19 protein-coding genes are annotated in these 18,178 nt (G+C 36.1%); 17 read left to right on the top strand and 2 right to left on the bottom strand.

What is annotated here, in order from left to right:
• Nucleotides 1-198 carry a hypothetical protein gene (locus ACUN28_RS00365; protein WP_000369250.1) on the bottom strand — a complete coding sequence of 66 codons (198 nt, stop codon included), beginning with the start codon at nucleotides 196-198 and terminating at the stop codon, nucleotides 1-3.
• Between the two features lie 237 nt (nucleotides 199-435).
• Here ACUN28_RS00365 and ACUN28_RS00360 point away from each other — a divergent pair, with 237 nt between their 5' ends.
• From ACUN28_RS00360 to ACUN28_RS00335, 6 genes are all read left to right on the top strand, one after another.
• Nucleotides 436-2,139, top strand: coding sequence for an ABC transporter substrate-binding protein (locus ACUN28_RS00360; RefSeq protein WP_016089604.1), 1,704 nt, complete (start codon nucleotides 436-438; stop codon nucleotides 2,137-2,139).
• A 238-nt stretch (nucleotides 2,140-2,377) separates the two neighbouring features.
• Nucleotides 2,378-4,105 carry an ABC transporter substrate-binding protein gene (locus ACUN28_RS00355; protein WP_016136990.1) on the top strand — a complete coding sequence of 576 codons (1,728 nt, stop codon included), beginning with the start codon at nucleotides 2,378-2,380 and terminating at the stop codon, nucleotides 4,103-4,105.
• 103 nt (nucleotides 4,106-4,208) lie between these two features.
• Complete coding sequence (locus ACUN28_RS00350) at nucleotides 4,209-5,165, top strand: ABC transporter permease (RefSeq protein ID WP_016089602.1); 957 nt, start codon at nucleotides 4,209-4,211, stop codon at nucleotides 5,163-5,165.
• Between the two features lie 12 nt (nucleotides 5,166-5,177).
• Nucleotides 5,178-6,101 carry an oligopeptide ABC transporter permease gene (gene opp4C / locus ACUN28_RS00345; RefSeq protein ID WP_016089601.1) on the top strand — a complete coding sequence of 308 codons (924 nt, stop codon included), beginning with the start codon at nucleotides 5,178-5,180 and terminating at the stop codon, nucleotides 6,099-6,101.
• A gap of 10 nt (nucleotides 6,102-6,111) precedes the next feature.
• Nucleotides 6,112-7,092: an ABC transporter ATP-binding protein gene (locus ACUN28_RS00340; RefSeq protein WP_016089600.1), complete on the top strand. Its 981-nt coding sequence runs from the start codon at nucleotides 6,112-6,114 to the stop codon at nucleotides 7,090-7,092.
• Entirely contained in the window at nucleotides 7,089-8,054 is a 966-nt protein-coding gene (locus ACUN28_RS00335; RefSeq protein WP_016089599.1) for an ABC transporter ATP-binding protein, read from the top strand. Before ACUN28_RS00340 ends, ACUN28_RS00335 begins: the two co-directional genes overlap by 4 nt.
• A gap of 119 nt (nucleotides 8,055-8,173) precedes the next feature.
• Here ACUN28_RS00335 and ACUN28_RS00330 read toward each other — a convergent pair whose 3' ends face one another.
• Nucleotides 8,174-9,046, bottom strand: a complete 873-nt coding sequence (locus ACUN28_RS00330; RefSeq protein WP_016089598.1) for a Cof-type HAD-IIB family hydrolase — start codon at nucleotides 9,044-9,046, stop codon at nucleotides 8,174-8,176.
• A gap of 450 nt (nucleotides 9,047-9,496) precedes the next feature.
• Here ACUN28_RS00330 and ACUN28_RS00325 point away from each other — a divergent pair, with 450 nt between their 5' ends.
• The 11 genes from ACUN28_RS00325 (at nucleotide 9,497) to ACUN28_RS00275 (ending at nucleotide 18,178) form a co-directional block, all read left to right on the top strand.
• The gene (locus ACUN28_RS00325) at nucleotides 9,497-9,604 is read left to right on the top strand and encodes a DUF3948 family protein (protein ID WP_000664237.1); all 108 of its coding nucleotides are present in this window, start codon (nucleotides 9,497-9,499) and stop codon (nucleotides 9,602-9,604) included.
• A 35-nt stretch (nucleotides 9,605-9,639) separates the two neighbouring features.
• On the top strand, nucleotides 9,640-9,756 hold the full coding sequence (locus tag ACUN28_RS00320; RefSeq protein ID WP_000654250.1) for a DUF3948 family protein: 117 nt from the start codon (nucleotides 9,640-9,642) through the stop codon (nucleotides 9,754-9,756).
• Nucleotides 9,757-9,797: 41 nt separating this feature from the next.
• On the top strand, nucleotides 9,798-9,905 hold the full coding sequence (locus ACUN28_RS00315) for a DUF3948 family protein (protein WP_000664237.1): 108 nt from the start codon (nucleotides 9,798-9,800) through the stop codon (nucleotides 9,903-9,905).
• 41 nt (nucleotides 9,906-9,946) lie between these two features.
• Nucleotides 9,947-10,054, top strand: coding sequence for a DUF3948 family protein (locus ACUN28_RS00310; protein ID WP_000664237.1), 108 nt, complete (start codon nucleotides 9,947-9,949; stop codon nucleotides 10,052-10,054).
• A gap of 42 nt (nucleotides 10,055-10,096) precedes the next feature.
• Nucleotides 10,097-10,207: a DUF3948 family protein gene (locus ACUN28_RS00305; protein ID WP_001083700.1), complete on the top strand. Its 111-nt coding sequence runs from the start codon at nucleotides 10,097-10,099 to the stop codon at nucleotides 10,205-10,207.
• 345 nt (nucleotides 10,208-10,552) lie between these two features.
• Nucleotides 10,553-11,671: a 4-hydroxyphenylpyruvate dioxygenase gene (gene hppD, locus ACUN28_RS00300; RefSeq protein WP_016089597.1), complete on the top strand. Its 1,119-nt coding sequence runs from the start codon at nucleotides 10,553-10,555 to the stop codon at nucleotides 11,669-11,671.
• Nucleotides 11,672-11,737: 66 nt separating this feature from the next.
• Nucleotides 11,738-12,694 carry a fumarylacetoacetate hydrolase family protein gene (locus ACUN28_RS00295; RefSeq protein ID WP_016089596.1) on the top strand — a complete coding sequence of 319 codons (957 nt, stop codon included), beginning with the start codon at nucleotides 11,738-11,740 and terminating at the stop codon, nucleotides 12,692-12,694.
• Nucleotides 12,660-13,832, top strand: a complete 1,173-nt coding sequence (locus ACUN28_RS00290; RefSeq protein ID WP_000499922.1) for a homogentisate 1,2-dioxygenase — start codon at nucleotides 12,660-12,662, stop codon at nucleotides 13,830-13,832. The genes ACUN28_RS00295 and ACUN28_RS00290 overlap by 35 nt, the downstream gene beginning before the upstream one ends.
• 231 nt (nucleotides 13,833-14,063) lie before the next feature.
• Complete coding sequence (locus ACUN28_RS00285; RefSeq protein WP_016089595.1) at nucleotides 14,064-15,479, top strand: amino acid permease; 1,416 nt, start codon at nucleotides 14,064-14,066, stop codon at nucleotides 15,477-15,479.
• 108 nt (nucleotides 15,480-15,587) lie between these two features.
• Nucleotides 15,588-16,859: an MDR family MFS transporter gene (locus tag ACUN28_RS00280; RefSeq protein ID WP_033659611.1), complete on the top strand. Its 1,272-nt coding sequence runs from the start codon at nucleotides 15,588-15,590 to the stop codon at nucleotides 16,857-16,859.
• Nucleotides 16,860-17,092: 233 nt separating this feature from the next.
• Nucleotides 17,093-18,178: a D-alanine--D-alanine ligase gene (locus ACUN28_RS00275; RefSeq protein WP_016089593.1), complete on the top strand. Its 1,086-nt coding sequence runs from the start codon at nucleotides 17,093-17,095 to the stop codon at nucleotides 18,176-18,178.

The raw sequence follows: 18,178 nt of genomic DNA, 5'->3' as shown, positions 1-18,178 counted from the left end.
TTACAGCTTTACACGCTGAACTCTGCTTTCTTTTTGTGTGGTATCTTCCTTTGTTGAAATGATAATAGCGATCCCGAGCATAATAAAAAAAGCTAAAAAGAGGACGAACTTTGGGAAGAATGGGAATAGTAATAGCGCCCCAACTATCATAATTGTTAATAATACGTAGTGCAGGACGTATTGGAATAGGTTGTCCATGTTTTCGCCCCCTTTTTGGTAATTGGTTATTAGTATTCTATGTTTCATGCTGAACGAATAGAAGTGGATTTTCAATTTTTTAATACGAAATAAAAGAGAACGATTGACATGTTTAAAGGAAAGGAATAATCTTGAAATTAATTCATACTATTTTTATAGGAAAAATAAAGATAGTTACAGGAAGGGGGCCTATGTTCCTACATCGTTAAAAATTAGGAAGGTAAAGGTGAGAGTGCAATGAAAAATGCTTTTAAAGGAGCACTTGTTACATTTCTTAGTGTATCAGTATTACTAGCCGGATGTGGTCAAGAGGAAGCAAGTACAAATGAAGCCGGGAACGTACCAAAAGTAAAAGATGAATTTATTAAGGCAAGCGACAAAGCAAAAAGTCCTACAAAAGTAAAAGAAAGAAAAGATACCTTTGTAGTTGGAATGCCGAGTCCTGGGGGTATATTCCTTCCGCACTTTATGGAGAATGGATGGGATGGTAATATAACGCAAGCTATATTTGCGCCTCTTGTTGGACTGGATAAGGAAGGGAAACCAATTCCTATTTTGGCGAAGAAGTGGGATATTTCGGAGGATCAGCTTACATATACATTCCATTTGAAAGATGATTTAAAGTTTAGTGATGGTACACCGTTAACTGCAGATGATGTAGCATTTACATTAACTTTATTACACGACCCAACTTATAGTGGGGCGACTGATATAAGTCAAACAGCAATAAAAGGTGGGCAAGCATATAAAGAAGGAAAAGCAAATTCTATTGAGGGAATTCAGGTCATTGATCCGAAAACAATTACGATTACAACCGAAAAGGTAAATGCCCAAACATTATCGTTAATTGGCGGAGAAGTTATATCTAAAGCTTATTACGGGAAAGAGTATAAACAAGGACACTTGGAGTACTTAAAAGAGTTGTATGGGAAGCCAGTGGGAGCAGGAGCTTATAAGTTAGATCAATATATTCCTGGTCAAGAAGTTCGATTTGTAGCAAATGAAAATTATTTTGAAGGAAAGCCGAAGATTGAGCACTTTATTTATAAAATTTCAAAAGGCGATACGAAGTTGCAGCAATTCCAAGCTGGAGAAGTGGATTACGACGGATTTTCTACAAATGCAGAAACAATTGAACAATTAAAAGATTTAGGTTTTGCTAATATTAATGTGTATACAGGAAGCTCTTACGGCTACATTAAAATGAATTATAAGAAGCCATACTTTAAAGATAAACGTGTTCGCCAAGCATTTATTTATGGATTAGAGCGTCAAAAGGTTATTGATACGTATTTCCAAGGTTATGCGTCACTTGTTAATGTACCGATTACGCCAGTTTCTTGGGCGTATACAGAAGAGGGCATTAATAAATATGAGTATAATTTAGAGAAGGCAAAGAAATTATTGGATGAGGCTGGATGGAAAGCAGGTTCGGATGGAATTCGTGAAAAGGACGGACAAAAACTGAAAGTAAGTTATTTTGCCTCATCAGCAAGTAAAATAAATGATGTAATGATTCCTGTGATGAAAGAAGATTATAAAAAGCTTGGTGTAGAGTTCAACCCGGAATATATGGACTTTAATACGATGATTTCAAAAGTGATAAAAGGTGATTATGATTTGGCGATGGTATCTACGCCAATGATTGATGATCCAAGTGGAACAATTGAGGAGTTTGTTTCGACAAGTAAACGAAACTATGATGGATACTATAATCCAAAAGTAGATGAATTAGCTAAGCAGGCACTAGAAACATTAGATATTGAAAAACGAAAAGAAATTTATAAAAAGTTGTACCAGGAGTTGAGCGAAGATCCGCCTGTTATTTTCCTAAATAATAGTAAAGTTGTGTCTGCACATAATGCACGCATTCAAGGATTGCAAGAAGATAACTATAACGGTATCTTGTTAAGTTTACCTAAATTAAAGATAGAACAATAATTTTGGAAAAATTCTCAAAATATTTATTTAGAAAGAATTGACAAAATATAATGGACGATATAAGCTAATAACCATAAAGTCTACCGGAAAGGTCGGAATAGGATTGTTACCCCTCAAAAACGTCTATTTTTTTACGATTAAAACCGACTTTTCCGATTGGCTATAAATGTGCTGTGGGAGGCATACATAAGCTAATAAGTTCAAAGGGTATCACTATTAAACAGTTAGGGTGGGGACAATGAAGAAAAAGACAAAAAAATGGGCTGGTGTATTTTCGGTATTACTGAGTAGTTCACTTGTGTTATCTGCTTGTGGGGGACAGGAGGATACGGCTTCTACAGAACCGGTAAAACAGCAGGATTTAAAAAATGTAAAAGTTGAAAAAATTGCGGCTACAGATAAAACGAAAGTACCTGATAAGGCAAAAAATAGAAAAGATACGTTTATTTCTGGTATCTCAAAGCCTGGGGGAGTTTTCTTACCTTACTTTCAAGAGAACGGTTGGGATGGGAATGTGACATCGGTTATTTTTGCTTCCCTTGTTACAACAGATAAACAAGGAAAACCTATACCAGATCTTGCTGAGAAGTGGGATGTTTCTTCAGACCAATTAACATATACATTTCATTTACGCAAAGACTTGAAATTTAGTGATGGATCGCCATTAACCGCTGAGGATGTAGCATTTACATTATCACTTCTACATGATAAAGCGTATGAAGGCGGCGATGATATTTCACAATATGCAATTAAAGGTGGAAAGGAATATAAAGAAGGAAAAGCGACGTCTATTGAAGGAATTCAAGTTGTTGATCCACAAACAATTAAAATTACAACTGAAAAAGTTAACTCACAAGCGCTAATTGCTTTAGGTGGTCCAGTATTATCGAAAGCTTATTATGGAAAAGAGTATAAACAAAATACTAGTTTAGATTATTTAAAAGAGTTATATGGAAAACCGATAGCTGCGGGGCCATATAAGTTTGAAAAGTATATCCCAGGACAAGAAGTTCGTTTTATAGCAAATGAAAATTATTATGCAGGCAAACCAAAAATCCCAAACTTTATTTATAAGATTACTTCACCGGATACAAAATTCCAATTATTCCAAACAGGTGAGATAGATTATACAGGAGTAGGCTACGGGGATGAAATTCTAGAACAAGTGAAGAGTTTACAGTTTGCAAATGTTGAAATAGAGACGGCTGCTTCATTTAGTTATATAAGAATGAATAGTAAAAAACCGTATTTAAAAGATAAGAAAGTTCGTCAAGCTCTTATTTATGGATTGGATCGTAAAAAATATGTAGATACAGCTTTGAAAGGATACGGTACAGTAGCAAATGTTCCAATTCATCCAACATCTTGGGCTTATACAGAAGAGGGTATTAATAAGTACGAATATAACTTAGATAAGGCGAAGAAATTATTAGATGAAGCTGGATGGAAAGCTGGTTCAGACGGAATTCGTGAAAAAGATGGTCAAAAACTTAAATTAACGTATTATGGTGCAAGCTCAGCAAAAGAAGGTGATTTATTTATTCCGATCGCAAAAGAGAACTATAAAGAATTAGGTGTTGAGTTCAATCCTGAATTTATGGATTTTAATACGATGCTATCAAAAGTGAAAAAAGGCGATTATGATTTAGCTTCTGTTGCAACACCAATTACAACAGATCCAAGTGAAACTGTAAGTGGTTACTCTTCAGAAGGTGATGATAATACCCTAGGTTATAAAAATGAAAAAGTAGATGCATTAATTAAAAAAGGAATTGAAACCGTAGATATTGAGAAACGTAAACCAATTTACAAAGAACTGTACAAAGAACTAAGTGATGATCCGCCAGTAATTTTATTAAACTATCGTAGAATCATCACAGCTTACAATGGAAACATTAAAGGAATTGATCCTGAGAAGTATGACAGTATTAGTTCGAACTCGCCAGTATTATCTATTGAAAAATAACGAGAAGAATGTATAAGTAGAAGACATTTTTTCATTCGGCTAGTAATATGCTGATTCGAAAAAATGTTCTTCTATTTTAAGCATAAGATTGGAGAGAAAAAGGGTGAAAACGTATATCGTTCGTAGGTTGTTACAAATGATTCCTACACTTTTGGGAACGTCAATTGTTATTTTCTTCCTGTTTGCACTTCTTCCAGGGGATTATATTGATTCGAATCCTAAGATTACACCGCAAAGGGCGGCAGAGCTTCGGGAATTGTATGGATTAAATAAGCCAATTGTTGAGCGCTATTTTCATTGGTTAGGTAATGCGTTACAAGGCGACTTTGGTTTTTCGTTGCAGTATCAAGAACCTGTAACATCATTATTAAATAAATTTATTTGGAACTCTTTTAGTGTAGCAATTATTGCATTGTTTTTTATTTGGCTAATTGCACTTATTATCGGTGTATTTTCAGCGACAAAACAACATTCTTTATTCGATAAGCTTGTAACAATTGGTATCTTTGCAGCAATGTCATTTCCTTCATTTTTTATAGGTCTGTTTTTAATTAAGGTGTTCGCAGTTGATCTTAAGTTATTGCCAATAGGTGGAATGATTGATGTTGGTAGTAATTCAACCGGATTCGCTTATGTGATAGAAGTTGCAAAGCATATGGTTTTACCGGTATTTATTTTGACTCTTCTTGGTGTGGGCTCATTAACTCGCTACTTTAGAACAAGTATGTTAGAGGTTGTAAGACAAGATTACATACGAACAGCACGAGCAAAAGGGTTAAAAGAGAAGACTGTTATTTATAAGCATGCATTAAAAAATGCCATTTTACCGGCTATTACATTGCTTGCGTTTGAGTTACCTGGATTGTTTTCTGGGGCAATTATTATTGAACAAATTTTTAACTGGCCAGGGATTGGCGGTATTCAATTGGAAGCACTAAATTTCCGTGATTATACAGTATTGATGGCATTTACGATGTTTCTTTCTTGTTTAACAATCGTTTCAAATTTTTTCGCAGATATCGTATATGCAGTTGTTGATCCACGAATTCGGTTGAAGTAAGGGGGGAAAGAAATGGAGACTGTTACAGTAATTACAGAGAAGAAAGAAAAAAAGAGAAGAAAAAATGAATCATCGCCATGGCGACAAGCTCTTAAACGGATAAAGAGAAATAAGATGGCGCTCGTAGGGTTGTATGCACTAATTTTTATGTTTTTATTTTGTTTTATCGGTCCGTTCTTTTCACCATATGCATCAGGGAAAATACAAGTTGCGTTAATTAACAAACCACCTAGTTTTTCTCATTGGCTCGGTACAGATCAATTAGGAAGAGATATTTTAACAAGACTTATGCAAGCGGGACGAATTTCATTAACGATTGGCCTAGCATCAATGGTTTTATCAGTGATACTAGGAGCTGTATTAGGAGCTATCGCAGGTTTTTATCGTGGTATCGTTGATAATATTATTATGCGTCTTGCCGATATATTAATGTCGATGCCAGGATTACCATTACTTATTATAATGGGAGCGATTTTATCAGAGTGGAAAGTACCGTCTGATTATCGTCTGTATGTCATTATGATTATTTTAAGTTTAGTAGGTTGGCCGGGGCTTGCACGTCTTGTAAGAGGTCAAATTTTATCACTTAGAGAGCAAGCATTTATGCAAGCTGCTGATGTGCTAGGAATAAAAGATTACCGAAAAATTATATACCACTTAATTCCTAATGTTTTACCGATATTAATTGTTGTATCCACATTAGGTGTTGCGGGTTCAATTTTAGGGGAGTCCGCACTAAGCTACTTAGGTCTCGGCGTCGTCCCACCTACACCATCATGGGGGAATATGATTAGTGCAGCTAACTCATTAATTGATTTCCAAAAGCGTCCGTGGTTATGGATTCCGCCTGGTTTTGCAATCTTTATAACAGTTGTATCAATTAACTTACTTGGTGATGCACTTCGTGATGCGTTAGATCCAAAGATGAGACGGTAGGTGAGAAGGTATGAATAAAGCGGTAGTAGAGCTGAAAGACTTACAAACACACTTTCAGACAGAAGAAGGGACAGTAAAGGCTGTAAATCACGTTAGCTTTGCAGTTCGAGAAGGTGAAACGGTTTGTGTTGTAGGTGAATCAGGGTGCGGGAAAAGTGTAACGGCTTTATCTATTATGGGACTTATTGCTGAATCAGGCAGTGTAGTAGGTGGAGATATTTTATATGAAGGAAAAAGTCTTTTAGGAATGAAAGAGAAAGAACTTCGTAGTTTACGAGGAAATGATATTGCAATGATTTTTCAAGAACCGATGACATCGCTAAATCCTGTCTTCACTGTAGGTGAACAAATTGTAGAAACGTTAAGAGAGCATGAATTACTTAGTAAAAATGAAGCGTATAAGAAAGCAATTGAGTTAATTCGTAAAGTCGGCATAGCTCGTGCGGATGAAATCGTCCATTCTTATCCGCACGAACTAAGTGGTGGCATGTTACAACGTATTATGATTGCTGTTGCACTTAGTTGTAATCCAAAGTTATTAATTGCTGATGAACCGACAACGGCTCTTGATGTTACGATTCAAGCTCAAATATTAGACTTATTAAGACAAATAAAAGAGGAATTTAAAACATCCATTTTATTAATTACACATGATTTAGGCGTTGTAGCAGAAATGGCTGATTACGTTGTCGTTATGTATGGCGGGAAAGTTATTGAAGAAGCACCAGTGCTGGAGATATTCCAAAATCCGAAACACCCGTACACGAAAGGATTGTTGAAATCAAAACCAGTGATGGGAAAACGAATAGATAAACTATATTCTATTCCAGGGCAAGTTCCTAATTTAGTCGGTTTGGATGAATTTTGCTACTTTAGCGGTCGTTGTGAGCATTGTATGGAAATATGTAAAGAAGAAGCACCGAATCTAAATGTACATGATGAAAATCATAAAGTAGCTTGCTGGTTATATGAGGAGCGTGCGGAACAATGAGCGAACCATTATTAGAAGTAAAAAACTTAAAGACATATTTCCCCATTAAAGGTGGCGTATTTAGTCGAACAATTGGACATGTAAAAGCAGTTGATGGAGTAAGCTTTACTATTAATAAAGGCGAAGTGTTCGGTCTCGTTGGTGAATCAGGAAGCGGAAAAACGACGATAGGAAAAACAATTTTACGTCTCGTCCAAAAAACGGAGGGGGAAGTGAAGTTTAAAGGACACGATGTTCATTCTCTATCAAAAGAGGAATTGAGAAAACATCGTCCTAATATGCAGCTCGTCTTCCAAGATCCATTTAGCTCATTAAATCCAAGAATGAGAATTGGAGAAGCGCTTGGCGAGCCGATGTTGGCTCACGGACTAGCGACGAAAGAAAACGTTCGTGAAAAAGTGACAGAAGTATTAGAGTTATGCGGTCTAGCTCCATATCATATTGACCGTTATCCTCACGAGTTTTCTGGTGGGCAACGTCAGCGTATCGTTATCGCGAGAGCTATGGTATTAAATCCAGAATTTATTGTAGCTGACGAACCTGTGGCAGCACTAGATGTATCTATTCAAGCACAGATCATTAATTTGTTTAGTGAGTTACAGGAGAAAAAGGGACTATCTTATTTGTTCATTTCACATGATTTAAGCGTAGTGGAGCACTTATGTACGAAAATTGGGATTATGTATTTAGGAACGATTGTGGAAACAGCGCCGCGTGATGAGTTATTTACGAACCCACTTCATCCGTATACAAAAGCATTGTTATCGGCTGTGCCAATACCAGATCCAACAGTGAAGCGAGAGCGAATTATACTAGAGGGTGACATTCCAAGTCCAGCAAATCCACCTTCGGGTTGTCGCTTTCATACACGTTGCCCGTTTGCGACGGATATTTGTAAACAAACAGTACCAGAATTCCGTAATGTTGGTGAAGAGCACTTTGTTGCTTGTCATCATGTATAAAAGAGAGGGACTCTTTCAGAAGTTGAAAGAGTCCCTTTTTTACCCCGCATTAACTGCCTGTAAAAGCCCGATTGGTTCAACTAATAATCAGAGGCCCCCCCTCTGATTAAAGTTTCACTTTATTTACTAGATGAAGTTTGTTTCAATACAAATTGCTCGATTGCATGAGCAACACCATGTTCATTGTTTGTTAATGTCACAACATCACATAGTTTTTTTACATCTTCTTCAGCATTTCCCATTGCAACTGATAAACCAGCTACTTCTAACATGGGTACATCGTTAAAATTGTCACCGATAGCAACTGTATCTTCAATTGGTATATTAAAGTGGGCTGCCATTTGTTTCAGCCCATTCCCTTTATGCCCATTCTTATCCATAATTTCTAAGTTAGTAGGAGCAGATGCTGTAACCATAATATCAGTGTCTTCTTGTAACATACTTAATAGCTGTGCGCGATGCTCTGCATTAAATGTCAAAATAAAGAATTTAGATATTTCTAGTTCTGGATTATTTACAACATCTTCGATTTTTTGGAAATCAGTAATTAAGTTTGATTTCTTTTGTTTTTCTGTAATTCTTTCGAGTTCCTCAAGTGTAACATCTAGTGCATGCTTGTTTTCTTCGAACGCTTGCATGACTTGATTTTGCCATGTATATGGAGAATAAACTCCTTTATTCGTATATAGCTTATAAGGAAAACCTTCAGATTCTAGTAATTTTGCAAGCTTGTATACTTTATCATTTTGTAAACAACGCGAGTTAATTACTTTTCCATCCACATAAACAATTGCCCCATTGCTCGCTCCAACTGGAAGAGATAGTTTATATTCTTCCAATAATTTCAAAGCATCCTCTTTTGCACGGCCAGAACAAATCATTACGATATGACCGGCTTCTTTTGCAGTTTGGATTGCTTGTAAGTTCTCTTTGGAGATTTCGAGATTAGATGATAGTAGCGTACCATCCATATCTAATGCGATTAATTTCAAAATGACCACCTCTTTGTTTTTATTATACATAGTTATATAGAGGAAACATATAAACTTATCTTGGAAAGATGGTGTTTTATCCCGTATTAACTGTCAGTAAAGTTTCAATAGGTTCACTGTCATTTATTAGAGTTTTACTTTGATTTGTAACAAAAGTAGGGAGAGAAATGATTATATTTCGTTTTATGACTGTAATATTACACGAATGTTACAAACGTGAACTTAGTAGAAAGTGCATTAAAACAAGGTTTTTGAGGGTGTTTATAAAAAAACGTAAAAAAAGTGTAATAAAATTTACGTAATTATATTGCAACGTAATAATAGTTATGTTACATTAATGTTACAAACGTTACGTTATTAAATTTAATGTAACGCTAACATAAAAACTATGAAATAAACATTTCTTAGAAATTACATATAGATAACTTATTAAAAAGGAGGATACATAAAATGAAAGAGCAAGTATTACAAGTAACAAAAGGTGACTTCGTAGGATCAGCAAGTGGAGCAGTAGTATTAACAGCATTAATCGTATTTCTATCAAGCGTATTAGTATAATAAAAGTTTTGTGACAAAAGAAAATAGAAGGGAGAATGAAAGATATGAAAGAGCAAGTATTACAAGTAACAAAAGGTGACTTCGTAGGATCAGCAAGTGGAGCAGTAGTATTAACAGCGTTAATCGTATTTCTATCAAGCGTATTAGTATAATAAAAGTTTTGTAATAAAAGAAAAAGAGAGGAGAATGCAAAATGAAAGAGCAAGTATTACAAGTAACAAAAGGTGACTTCGTAGGATCAGCAAGTGGAGCAGTAGTATTAACAGCGTTAATCGTATTTCTATCAAGCGTATTAGTATAATAGAAGTTTTGTAATAAAAGAAAAAGAGAGGAGAATGCAAAATGAAAGAGCAAGTATTACAAGTAACAAAAGGTGACTTCGTAGGATCAGCAAGTGGAGCAGTAGTATTAACAGCGTTAATCGTATTTCTATCAAGCGTATTAGTATAATAAAAATTTTAAATCTCACAAAATGAAAGGAGAATGAGGAATATGAACAGTGAACAAGTGTTACAAGTAACAAAAACAGATTTATTAGGATCATTAGGTGGAGCGGTAGTATTAACATCATTTATTCTATTCCTTGCAAATGTATTAGTATGAGACATATAAATACAATCATTCAAAAAAAATAAAGACTCTAGCATATTAGTAAGTAGTTAATATGTTGGGGTCTTTTTTGTTTTTCTTCTATATATTCCTTCAAGTATTAACAGTCTTCCTTTATCTCGTAAAACTTCATTGATTAAAGTTTCACTTTATTTTAAAGAGAAAAAAGTCGAATTTTATATGTAAGAAAAAAAGAGGAATTTGACAGAAAAGATAGAAAATTTTAAAGGTCAGAATTTGTTAGCTTGCTAACTAATTTCTATTAATCGATGTTGGAAGCGTTTTCGGTTGGTTTTAAGTATGGACCATTTAATCTATTTACAGGGGGATGAGGATTTTATGAAACAAAAATCTATGGATACGCTAGCTGCACAAATGGAGGACTTTTTTCCAGTACGTGATGTAGATCATTTGGAATTTTACGTAGGGAATGCAAAGCAATCAAGTTATTATCTTGCGAGAGCATTCGGATTCAAAATTGTGGCTTACTCTGGATTAGAAACTGGTAACCGTGAAAAGGTATCTTATGTTCTTGTGCAAAAAAATATGCGTTTTGTTGTGTCTGGAGCTTTAAGTAGCGACAATCGTATCGCAGAGTTTGTAAAGACTCATGGTGATGGTGTGAAAGACGTGGCATTACTTGTTGATGATGTTGATAAAGCATACTCGGAAGCAGTAAAACGTGGTGCCGTCGCAATTGCTCCGCCTGTAGAGTTAACGGACGAGGACGGTACATTGAAAAAAGCAGTTATTGGTACGTATGGTGATACAATTCACACGCTTGTAGAGCGTAAAAATTATAAAGGAACATTTATGCCAGGATTCCAAAAGGTCGAGTTTAATATTCCATTTGAAGAGTCAGGGTTAATTGCTGTAGACCACGTAGTTGGTAATGTTGAAAAAATGGAAGAGTGGGTTAGTTATTATGAGAACGTTATGGGCTTTAAACAAATGATCCATTTTGATGATGACGACATTAGTACAGAGTACTCGGCGTTAATGTCAAAAGTAATGACGAATGGAAGTCGTATTAAGTTCCCTATTAACGAACCGGCAGATGGAAAGCGAAAATCACAAATTCAAGAATATCTAGAATTCTATAATGGAGCAGGTGTACAACATCTTGCTTTACTAACAAGCGATATCGTTAAAACAGTGGAAGCGCTTCGTGCAAATGGCGTGGAGTTTTTAGATACACCCGATACTTATTATGATGAGTTAAGTGCACGAGTTGGAAAAATTGATGAGGAAATTGATAGGTTAAAAGAATTAAAGATTTTAGTAGATCGTGATGAGGAAGGCTACTTACTACAAATCTTTACGAAACCAATTGTAGATCGTCCAACTTTATTTATTGAGATCATTCAACGTAAAGGTTCTCGCGGATTTGGAGAAGGGAACTTTAAAGCATTATTCGAATCAATTGAAAGAGAACAAGAGCGTCGCGGAAATTTATAAAATTTATATCCACCAGCAAAAATTATTTTGTTGGTGGAAATTTCATTTTCATAGGGAGGAATCATGATGAAATTTGTTACATTTCGTCTTCCTTCAAAAGAAATGCGAGCTGGATGGCTTGAAGGTGACAAAGTAATTGATATGAATCTTGCTAGTGATGGGAAATTACCTTCTTCTATGTTCGCCTTTTTAGAGAAAGCGGATGAGTATGTAGAAGTATTGCGTAAGATTAAGAATCCGGAAAAGGGTGTATATTCCTTAGAGGAAGTACAATTAGCGGCGGCAATTCCTAATCCGAGTAGTATTCGGGATTTTTACGCGTTTGAACAGCACGTAAAAACGGCTCGTGGCCGAAGAGGGCTAGATGTTGTACCTGAATGGTACGATTTCCCGGTTTTTTATTTTACGAACCATCGTGCTGTAATTGGTCCTGATGATTTTGTAATCGGTCCGAAGAAATCTAAAAAACTTGATTATGAGTTAGAGATTGCTTGCGTAATCGGGAAAGAAGGAAGAAATATTTCTCGTGAGCAAGCAGAAGAATACATTTTTGGTTATTGTATTATGAATGACTGGAGTGCAAGGGACTTACAAGCAACAGAAATGAAGGTAGGACTCGGTCCAGCAAAAGGAAAAGATTTTGCAACTTCATTAGGAGCGCACCTTGTTACGAAAGAGGAACTAGCTGTGTATCGTAACGGTGACCGCTATGAGTTAGAAATGACTGCTCATGTAAATGGAAAGCTATTATCAAAGGGGAACTTCCAAGATATTTACTATACATTTGCTGAAATGATTGAACGTGCTTCAGAAGACGTTACTTTATATCCAGGCGATGTGATTGGTTCTGGGACAGTAGGAACAGGTTGTATTTTAGAACTGGGTACGGAAGAGTGGCTGCAAGATGGAGATGTTGTAGAACTTACGATTACTGGTTTAGGTACGTTACGTAATACGGTCAAAAAAGAAATGGAAGCAGGTGATGGGCATGTTTTATCGTCACATGGGGGAGCTACCTCATAAACGACATGTACAATTCCGTAAAAAGGATGGATCGCTTTATCGTGAACAGGTAATGGGAACGAAAGGCTTTTCTGGTACGCAGTCTATTTTGTATCATCATTATATGCCAACGGAAGTATCGCATTCGGCAGTATCACATTCCTGTCAGTTGCAGTATGAAGAAGATGTAGCTCTTGCTCACCGTCATTTTCGCACGAAAGAAAATAAAAAAACTGGTGATGCAGTAAGTGGAAGAAACTTTATGCTTGGGAATGAGGATTTATTAATTGGAGTAGTGACTCCAACAGAAAAAATGGACTATTTCTACCGTAATGGCGATGGAGATGAAATGTTATTTGTTCATTACGGAACAGGGAAAATTGAAACGATGTTTGGAACGATTCACTATCGAAAAGGTGATTATGTAACGATTCCAATTGGCACAATCTATCGTGTTATTCCAGATGAAGGAGAGACTAAGTTTCTTGTTGTAGAGGCAAATAGTCAAATTACAACGCCGCGTCGCTACCGCAATGAATACGGACAATTGTTAGAGCATAGTCCGTTTTGTGAGAGGGATATTCGTGGTCCTGAAAAATTAGAGACGTATGATGAAAAAGGTGAGTTTGTCGTAATGACAAAGTCGCGAGGGTATATGCATAAACATGTTTTAGGGCACCATCCGTTAGATGTTGTTGGATGGGATGGCTATTTATATCCGTGGGTCTTTAATGTAGAGGACTTTGAACCGATCACAGGCCGTATTCATCAGCCACCTCCAGTACATCAAACGTTTGAAGGTCACAATTTCGTTATTTGCTCTTTCGTACCACGTTTATACGACTATCATCCAGAATCTATTCCGGCACCATATTATCATAGTAACGTGAATAGTGATGAAGTACTGTACTATGTAGAAGGAAACTTTATGAGCCGGAAAGGTGTGGAAGAAGGTTCTATTACACTTCATCCGAGCGGAATTCCTCATGGGCCGCACCCTGGGAAAACAGAGGCGAGTATAGGGAAGAAAGAAACGCTTGAATTAGCTGTTATGATAGATACATTCCGTCCGCTTCGTATTGTAAAACAAGCACATGAGACGGAAGATGAAAAATATATGTATAGCTGGATTGAAGAAGGTTCACATACTGTGAAATAAGTAAAAAGAGGCATGCTCACTTAGTGAGCGTGCCTCTTTTATGGAATCGACATGTATAATAATACCAAAAAAAGTTATAGAAAGATATATAGAAAGAAGGATAAGGATAGGACATATTCAGAAGAATTTCTACTTATTTCGACAAAAGTATTGACTAGGAAAAGTGCTATGAGTAAAATAAAAAAGCGAATTAAAAATTTTCAGAAAATTTAAAACTTGGAGGAGCATGCTATGAAGCAAATTTTTCAAAAGAAGCCTATTGCAAAGTTAATGCAAGAGAGTAAGCAAAAGACATTAGCAAGAACATTGGGCGCATTGGATTTAACTATGCTTGGAATCGGGGCAATTGTTGGAACAGGTATTTTTGTTCTAACGGGCGTGGTGGCAGCAAAACACTCTGGACCAGCTATTATATTATCATTTGCGATAGCCGCGTTAGCCTGTGCCTTTGCTGCATTTTGTTATGCTGAATTCGCTTCTTCAGTTCCCGTCTCAGGCAGTGTGTATACGTACACATATGCGACGATGGGAGAGGTATTCGCATTTTTAATTGGATGGGACTTAATGCTTGAATATTTACTCGCTACATCTGCTGTAGCAAACGGTTGGTCCGCTTATTTTCAATCTTTATTAAAGGGATTTGGGATTCATATTCCGACTATTCTCTCCTCAGCACCTGGTACAGGGAAGGGTGGAATAATTGATTTACCTGCAGTTTTAATTATTTTAATTATGACAGTTCTTTTATCTAGAGGTGTTCGTGAAAGTGCACGAATAAATAACATTATGGTGTTTATTAAATTAGCGGTTGTTCTTATTTTTATCTTTGCTGGTTTTAATTATGTAAAACCTGAAAATTGGACACCTTTTATGCCGTTTGGCTTAGATGGTGTAATGGCTGGAGCTGCTACGGTGTTCTTTGCATTCATAGGATTTGATGCAGTTTCAACAGCTGCAGAGGAAGTGAAACGTCCACAACGTGATTTACCAATTGGCATTATTGCATCTTTATTAATTTGTACGGTTCTTTATATTGTCGTTTCACTTATTTTGACAGGAATTGTTCCATACGGACAGTTGAATATATCAGATCCAGTTGCTTTTGCACTTCAATTTATTGGACAAGATAGTTTAGCTGGAGTAATTTCAGTAGGGGCAATTACGGGAATCACAACAGTAATGTTAGTTATGATGTATGGGCAAGTACGTGTTTCGTATGCAATGAGTAGAGATGGATTATTGCCGAAGCGCCTTGCTAAAGTCCATCCGAAATTTAAAACACCATTTTTAAATACATGGACAACAGGAATTATTGCAGCACTTATTTCAGGATTAATAGATTTAAATGTGTTAGCGCATCTTGTAAATATGGGGACTTTGTCAGCCTTTGCACTTGTAGCTGTTGCTGTTATTGTAATGAGAAGAACTCATCCTGATTTACCAAGGGCATTTAAGGCGCCGCTTGTACCATTTTTACCAGCATTAACGGTGATTTTTTGTTTATACTTAATGCTTCAGTTATCCGGGACTGCTTGGATTAGTTTTGGGGTATGGATGGTTATCGGTATTGCGGTTTACTTCTTATATAGCCGAAAACATAGTGCGTTAAATAATAGTAAAGACGAAGAAGATGCAGCAAATTTATAAGTCGAAAAATCCATTCTAATTCTGTTAGGATGGATTTTTTATTTTGAAAATTTACATTTTTCTGAATTAGTTATAAGATAATTGTTGGCGAACGAAAGGGGTGAAATGATGAAAAATACGTGGCGTGAGTTAAGGGAGATGGACCGTAACGTATGGATTCGATTTATTGGAGAGACGTTAAATGGAATTGCGATGATGATGTTGATGCCTTTTTTTGCATTATATTTAAAAGATAAGGTAGATTCGTTATTGCAGGTCGGAGTGATTATGGCGCTTTCTCCAATTGCAGCAAGCTTTGGATCAATTATAGGGGGAAGAATTGCTGATATATATGGAAGAAAGCCGATTATGATATTTTCGATGACGAGTAATGCGGTGTTAATGCTCGGTTTTTTATTTATAGAAGGATTTATTCCGTATGCGATTTTATCTATTTTTTTAGGGTTAAGTAATTCGCTATTTCATCCAGCTGCATCAGCGATGGTTGCGGATGTAACAACGCCAGAAAAAAGAACAGAAGCATACGGTTTATTACGAATGGGGCACAATATAGGTGCTGCAATTGGCCCGATAATGGGCGCTTCAGTAGTTATGTTGTCGAAGAACCTTGTGTTTATTATTGCCTCGTCTACGATGTTATTTTATGCATTACTTGTATTCATTCTTATTCAAGAGACAATGCCAAAGAGCGCGAATAAAGAAGAGAATAAAGAAAAGGAATCAGGGGCGGTTTGGAAAATTGTAATGAGAGATAAGGCACTAATGATTTATTTGTTAGCAGGTATCATTATTTCGATGGGATTTTCTCAAACAGAAGGCATGTTGCCGCTGCACTTTGATAATGAAATGAAAGGCATTTTTGGGATTAACAATCCATACCCATATTTAATGGCTTTAAATGGACTATTAGTTGTGTTGTTCCAATTTCAAATTTCAAAATGGGCCACAGATAAACCTGTCGGAAAGACGATGTTATATGGCGCATGTTTGTTCGGGATTGGTTTGTTCTTTATAGGATGGTTACCGAAGTGGTTTGGAGAATTCGATGCAAATGCTACGATTATTTTAATAACGTTGTTGTTCGTTTATGCCATATATACGTTAGGTGAGATGATTATGTCGCCTGTACAGATGACGTTTGTAGCGAATTTGGCCCCTGAGCACTTGAGAGGGACTTATATGGGAGCTGCAAGTTTGCAGTGGATTACAGGAGGTGCATTCGGTCCGCTTCTTGGAGGTTTTTTATTGGATCGATTACTTGGCCACTTTCTATTTACAATTTTAGCTGTAGGATGTGTAGTTGCAGGTATTGTATATGTTTCTTTAGATCATCTCGTTGAAGAAAGGCAAAAAGGCACAATGACCAAACAATCTTCTTAATGAGTAGATGACATACACAAAAAGGGGATTTCTACATATTCTAGGTACATAACTAGAGTGGGGTGCAATTTTATATATTTATGAAGAAAGTTAAGTGGAAAAAGTATAGAAAACCAATAAGTGGAGTCATTTATTTATTTGTGGAAGTTACATTTTATTTCAAATAGGAACTACCTATTTTTATAAAAAGTGCTAAAATAGAAAAATGAAAACAATTGGTTAGGGTGATTTCAGTGACAAAAATTAAATTAGGTTTATTATATGGTGGAAAATCAGCTGAGCATCAAGTTTCGCTACAAACGGCTCTTGCTGCTATTAAAGCATTAAATCAAGATAAATTCGAGATTCATCCAATTTATATTACAGAACAAGGTCAATGGGTGCGCGGTGAGCGTATCGAAGGTGAAGTAACAGATGTTGAAGTTCTAAAAATGAGCGGTGCAGAAAATGCGATTTCTCCGTTATCATTAAGCACAGAAATCATTCCATCTGCAGCTTCTGAGGAAAATGCTATCGACGTTATTTTTCCATTATTACATGGACCAAATGGTGAAGATGGAACGGTTCAAGGATTATTAGAATTAATGAACATTCCTTATGTAGGAAATGGTGTTCTAGCATCTGCTGCTGGTATGGATAAAGTTGTTATGAAAAACATCTTTGCAGAAGCTGGATTAAAACAAGCAAAATATGCATCATTTATTCGTAGCGTATGGGAAAAAAATCGTGAAACAGCATATGAAAAAGTAGAAGAAGTATTAGGATATCCTTGCTTCGTAAAACCAGCAAACCTTGGTTCAAGTGTTGGTATTAATAAGTGTAAAAATCGTGAAGAACTTGAGAATGCATTTGAAGAGGCGTTCCAATTTGACCGTAAAATTATTGTAGAAGAAAATATTGTTGGACGTGAAGTAGAAGTTGGTGTACTAGGTAATGATGAACCGAAATGTTCAGTTGTAGGTGAAATCGTACCGAAAAAAGACTTCTATGATTATAAGTCGAAATATATCGATGGCGATACAGCGTTAATTATTCCAGCTGAAATGACAGAAGAAGAGTCTAATGTCATTAAGCGAGATGCGATTATTGCATTCCAATCTTTAGATAGTGCTGGCTTAACAAGAGCTGATTTCTTCTTAACAAAAGACGGAGAAGTATATATTAACGAAGTGAATACGATGCCAGGATTTACGCCGTTTAGTATGTTCCCTCTACTATGGCAACATACTGGATTACCGTATCCGGAATTAATTGAAGAGCTAATTCGTTTAGCGATTGAGCGTCACGAAGAAAAACAAAAAATTAAATATACAATCTAA

This window comes from Bacillus sp. WC2507 (genome assembly GCF_052656125.1).
The sequence above is the reverse complement of the archived record's forward strand: the minus strand, read 5'-3'. Positions and strand labels throughout refer to the sequence as shown.

What these genes read in the sequence shown, in the direction of transcription:
- ACUN28_RS00295 (WP_016089596.1), top strand. Translation starts at nt 11,738, where the DNA reads ATGAAATTTGTTACATTTCGTCTTCCTTCAAAAGAAATGCGAGCTGGA.
- ACUN28_RS00315 (WP_000664237.1), top strand. Translation starts at nt 9,798, where the DNA reads ATGAAAGAGCAAGTATTACAAGTAACAAAAGGTGACTTCGTAGGATCA.
- ACUN28_RS00365 (WP_000369250.1), bottom strand. Translation starts at nt 198, where the DNA reads ATGGACAACCTATTCCAATACGTCCTGCACTACGTATTATTAACAATT.
- hppD (WP_016089597.1), top strand. Translation starts at nt 10,553, where the DNA reads ATGAAACAAAAATCTATGGATACGCTAGCTGCACAAATGGAGGACTTT.
- ACUN28_RS00290 (WP_000499922.1), top strand. Translation starts at nt 12,660, where the DNA reads ATGTTTTATCGTCACATGGGGGAGCTACCTCATAAACGACATGTACAA.
- ACUN28_RS00320 (WP_000654250.1), top strand. Translation starts at nt 9,640, where the DNA reads ATGAAAGATATGAAAGAGCAAGTATTACAAGTAACAAAAGGTGACTTC.
- ACUN28_RS00305 (WP_001083700.1), top strand. Translation starts at nt 10,097, where the DNA reads ATGAACAGTGAACAAGTGTTACAAGTAACAAAAACAGATTTATTAGGA.
- ACUN28_RS00325 (WP_000664237.1), top strand. Translation starts at nt 9,497, where the DNA reads ATGAAAGAGCAAGTATTACAAGTAACAAAAGGTGACTTCGTAGGATCA.
- ACUN28_RS00285 (WP_016089595.1), top strand. Translation starts at nt 14,064, where the DNA reads ATGAAGCAAATTTTTCAAAAGAAGCCTATTGCAAAGTTAATGCAAGAG.
- ACUN28_RS00335 (WP_016089599.1), top strand. Translation starts at nt 7,089, where the DNA reads ATGAGCGAACCATTATTAGAAGTAAAAAACTTAAAGACATATTTCCCC.
- ACUN28_RS00360 (WP_016089604.1), top strand. Translation starts at nt 436, where the DNA reads ATGAAAAATGCTTTTAAAGGAGCACTTGTTACATTTCTTAGTGTATCA.
- ACUN28_RS00340 (WP_016089600.1), top strand. Translation starts at nt 6,112, where the DNA reads ATGAATAAAGCGGTAGTAGAGCTGAAAGACTTACAAACACACTTTCAG.
- ACUN28_RS00355 (WP_016136990.1), top strand. Translation starts at nt 2,378, where the DNA reads ATGAAGAAAAAGACAAAAAAATGGGCTGGTGTATTTTCGGTATTACTG.
- ACUN28_RS00280 (WP_033659611.1), top strand. Translation starts at nt 15,588, where the DNA reads ATGAAAAATACGTGGCGTGAGTTAAGGGAGATGGACCGTAACGTATGG.
- ACUN28_RS00310 (WP_000664237.1), top strand. Translation starts at nt 9,947, where the DNA reads ATGAAAGAGCAAGTATTACAAGTAACAAAAGGTGACTTCGTAGGATCA.
- opp4C (WP_016089601.1), top strand. Translation starts at nt 5,178, where the DNA reads ATGGAGACTGTTACAGTAATTACAGAGAAGAAAGAAAAAAAGAGAAGA.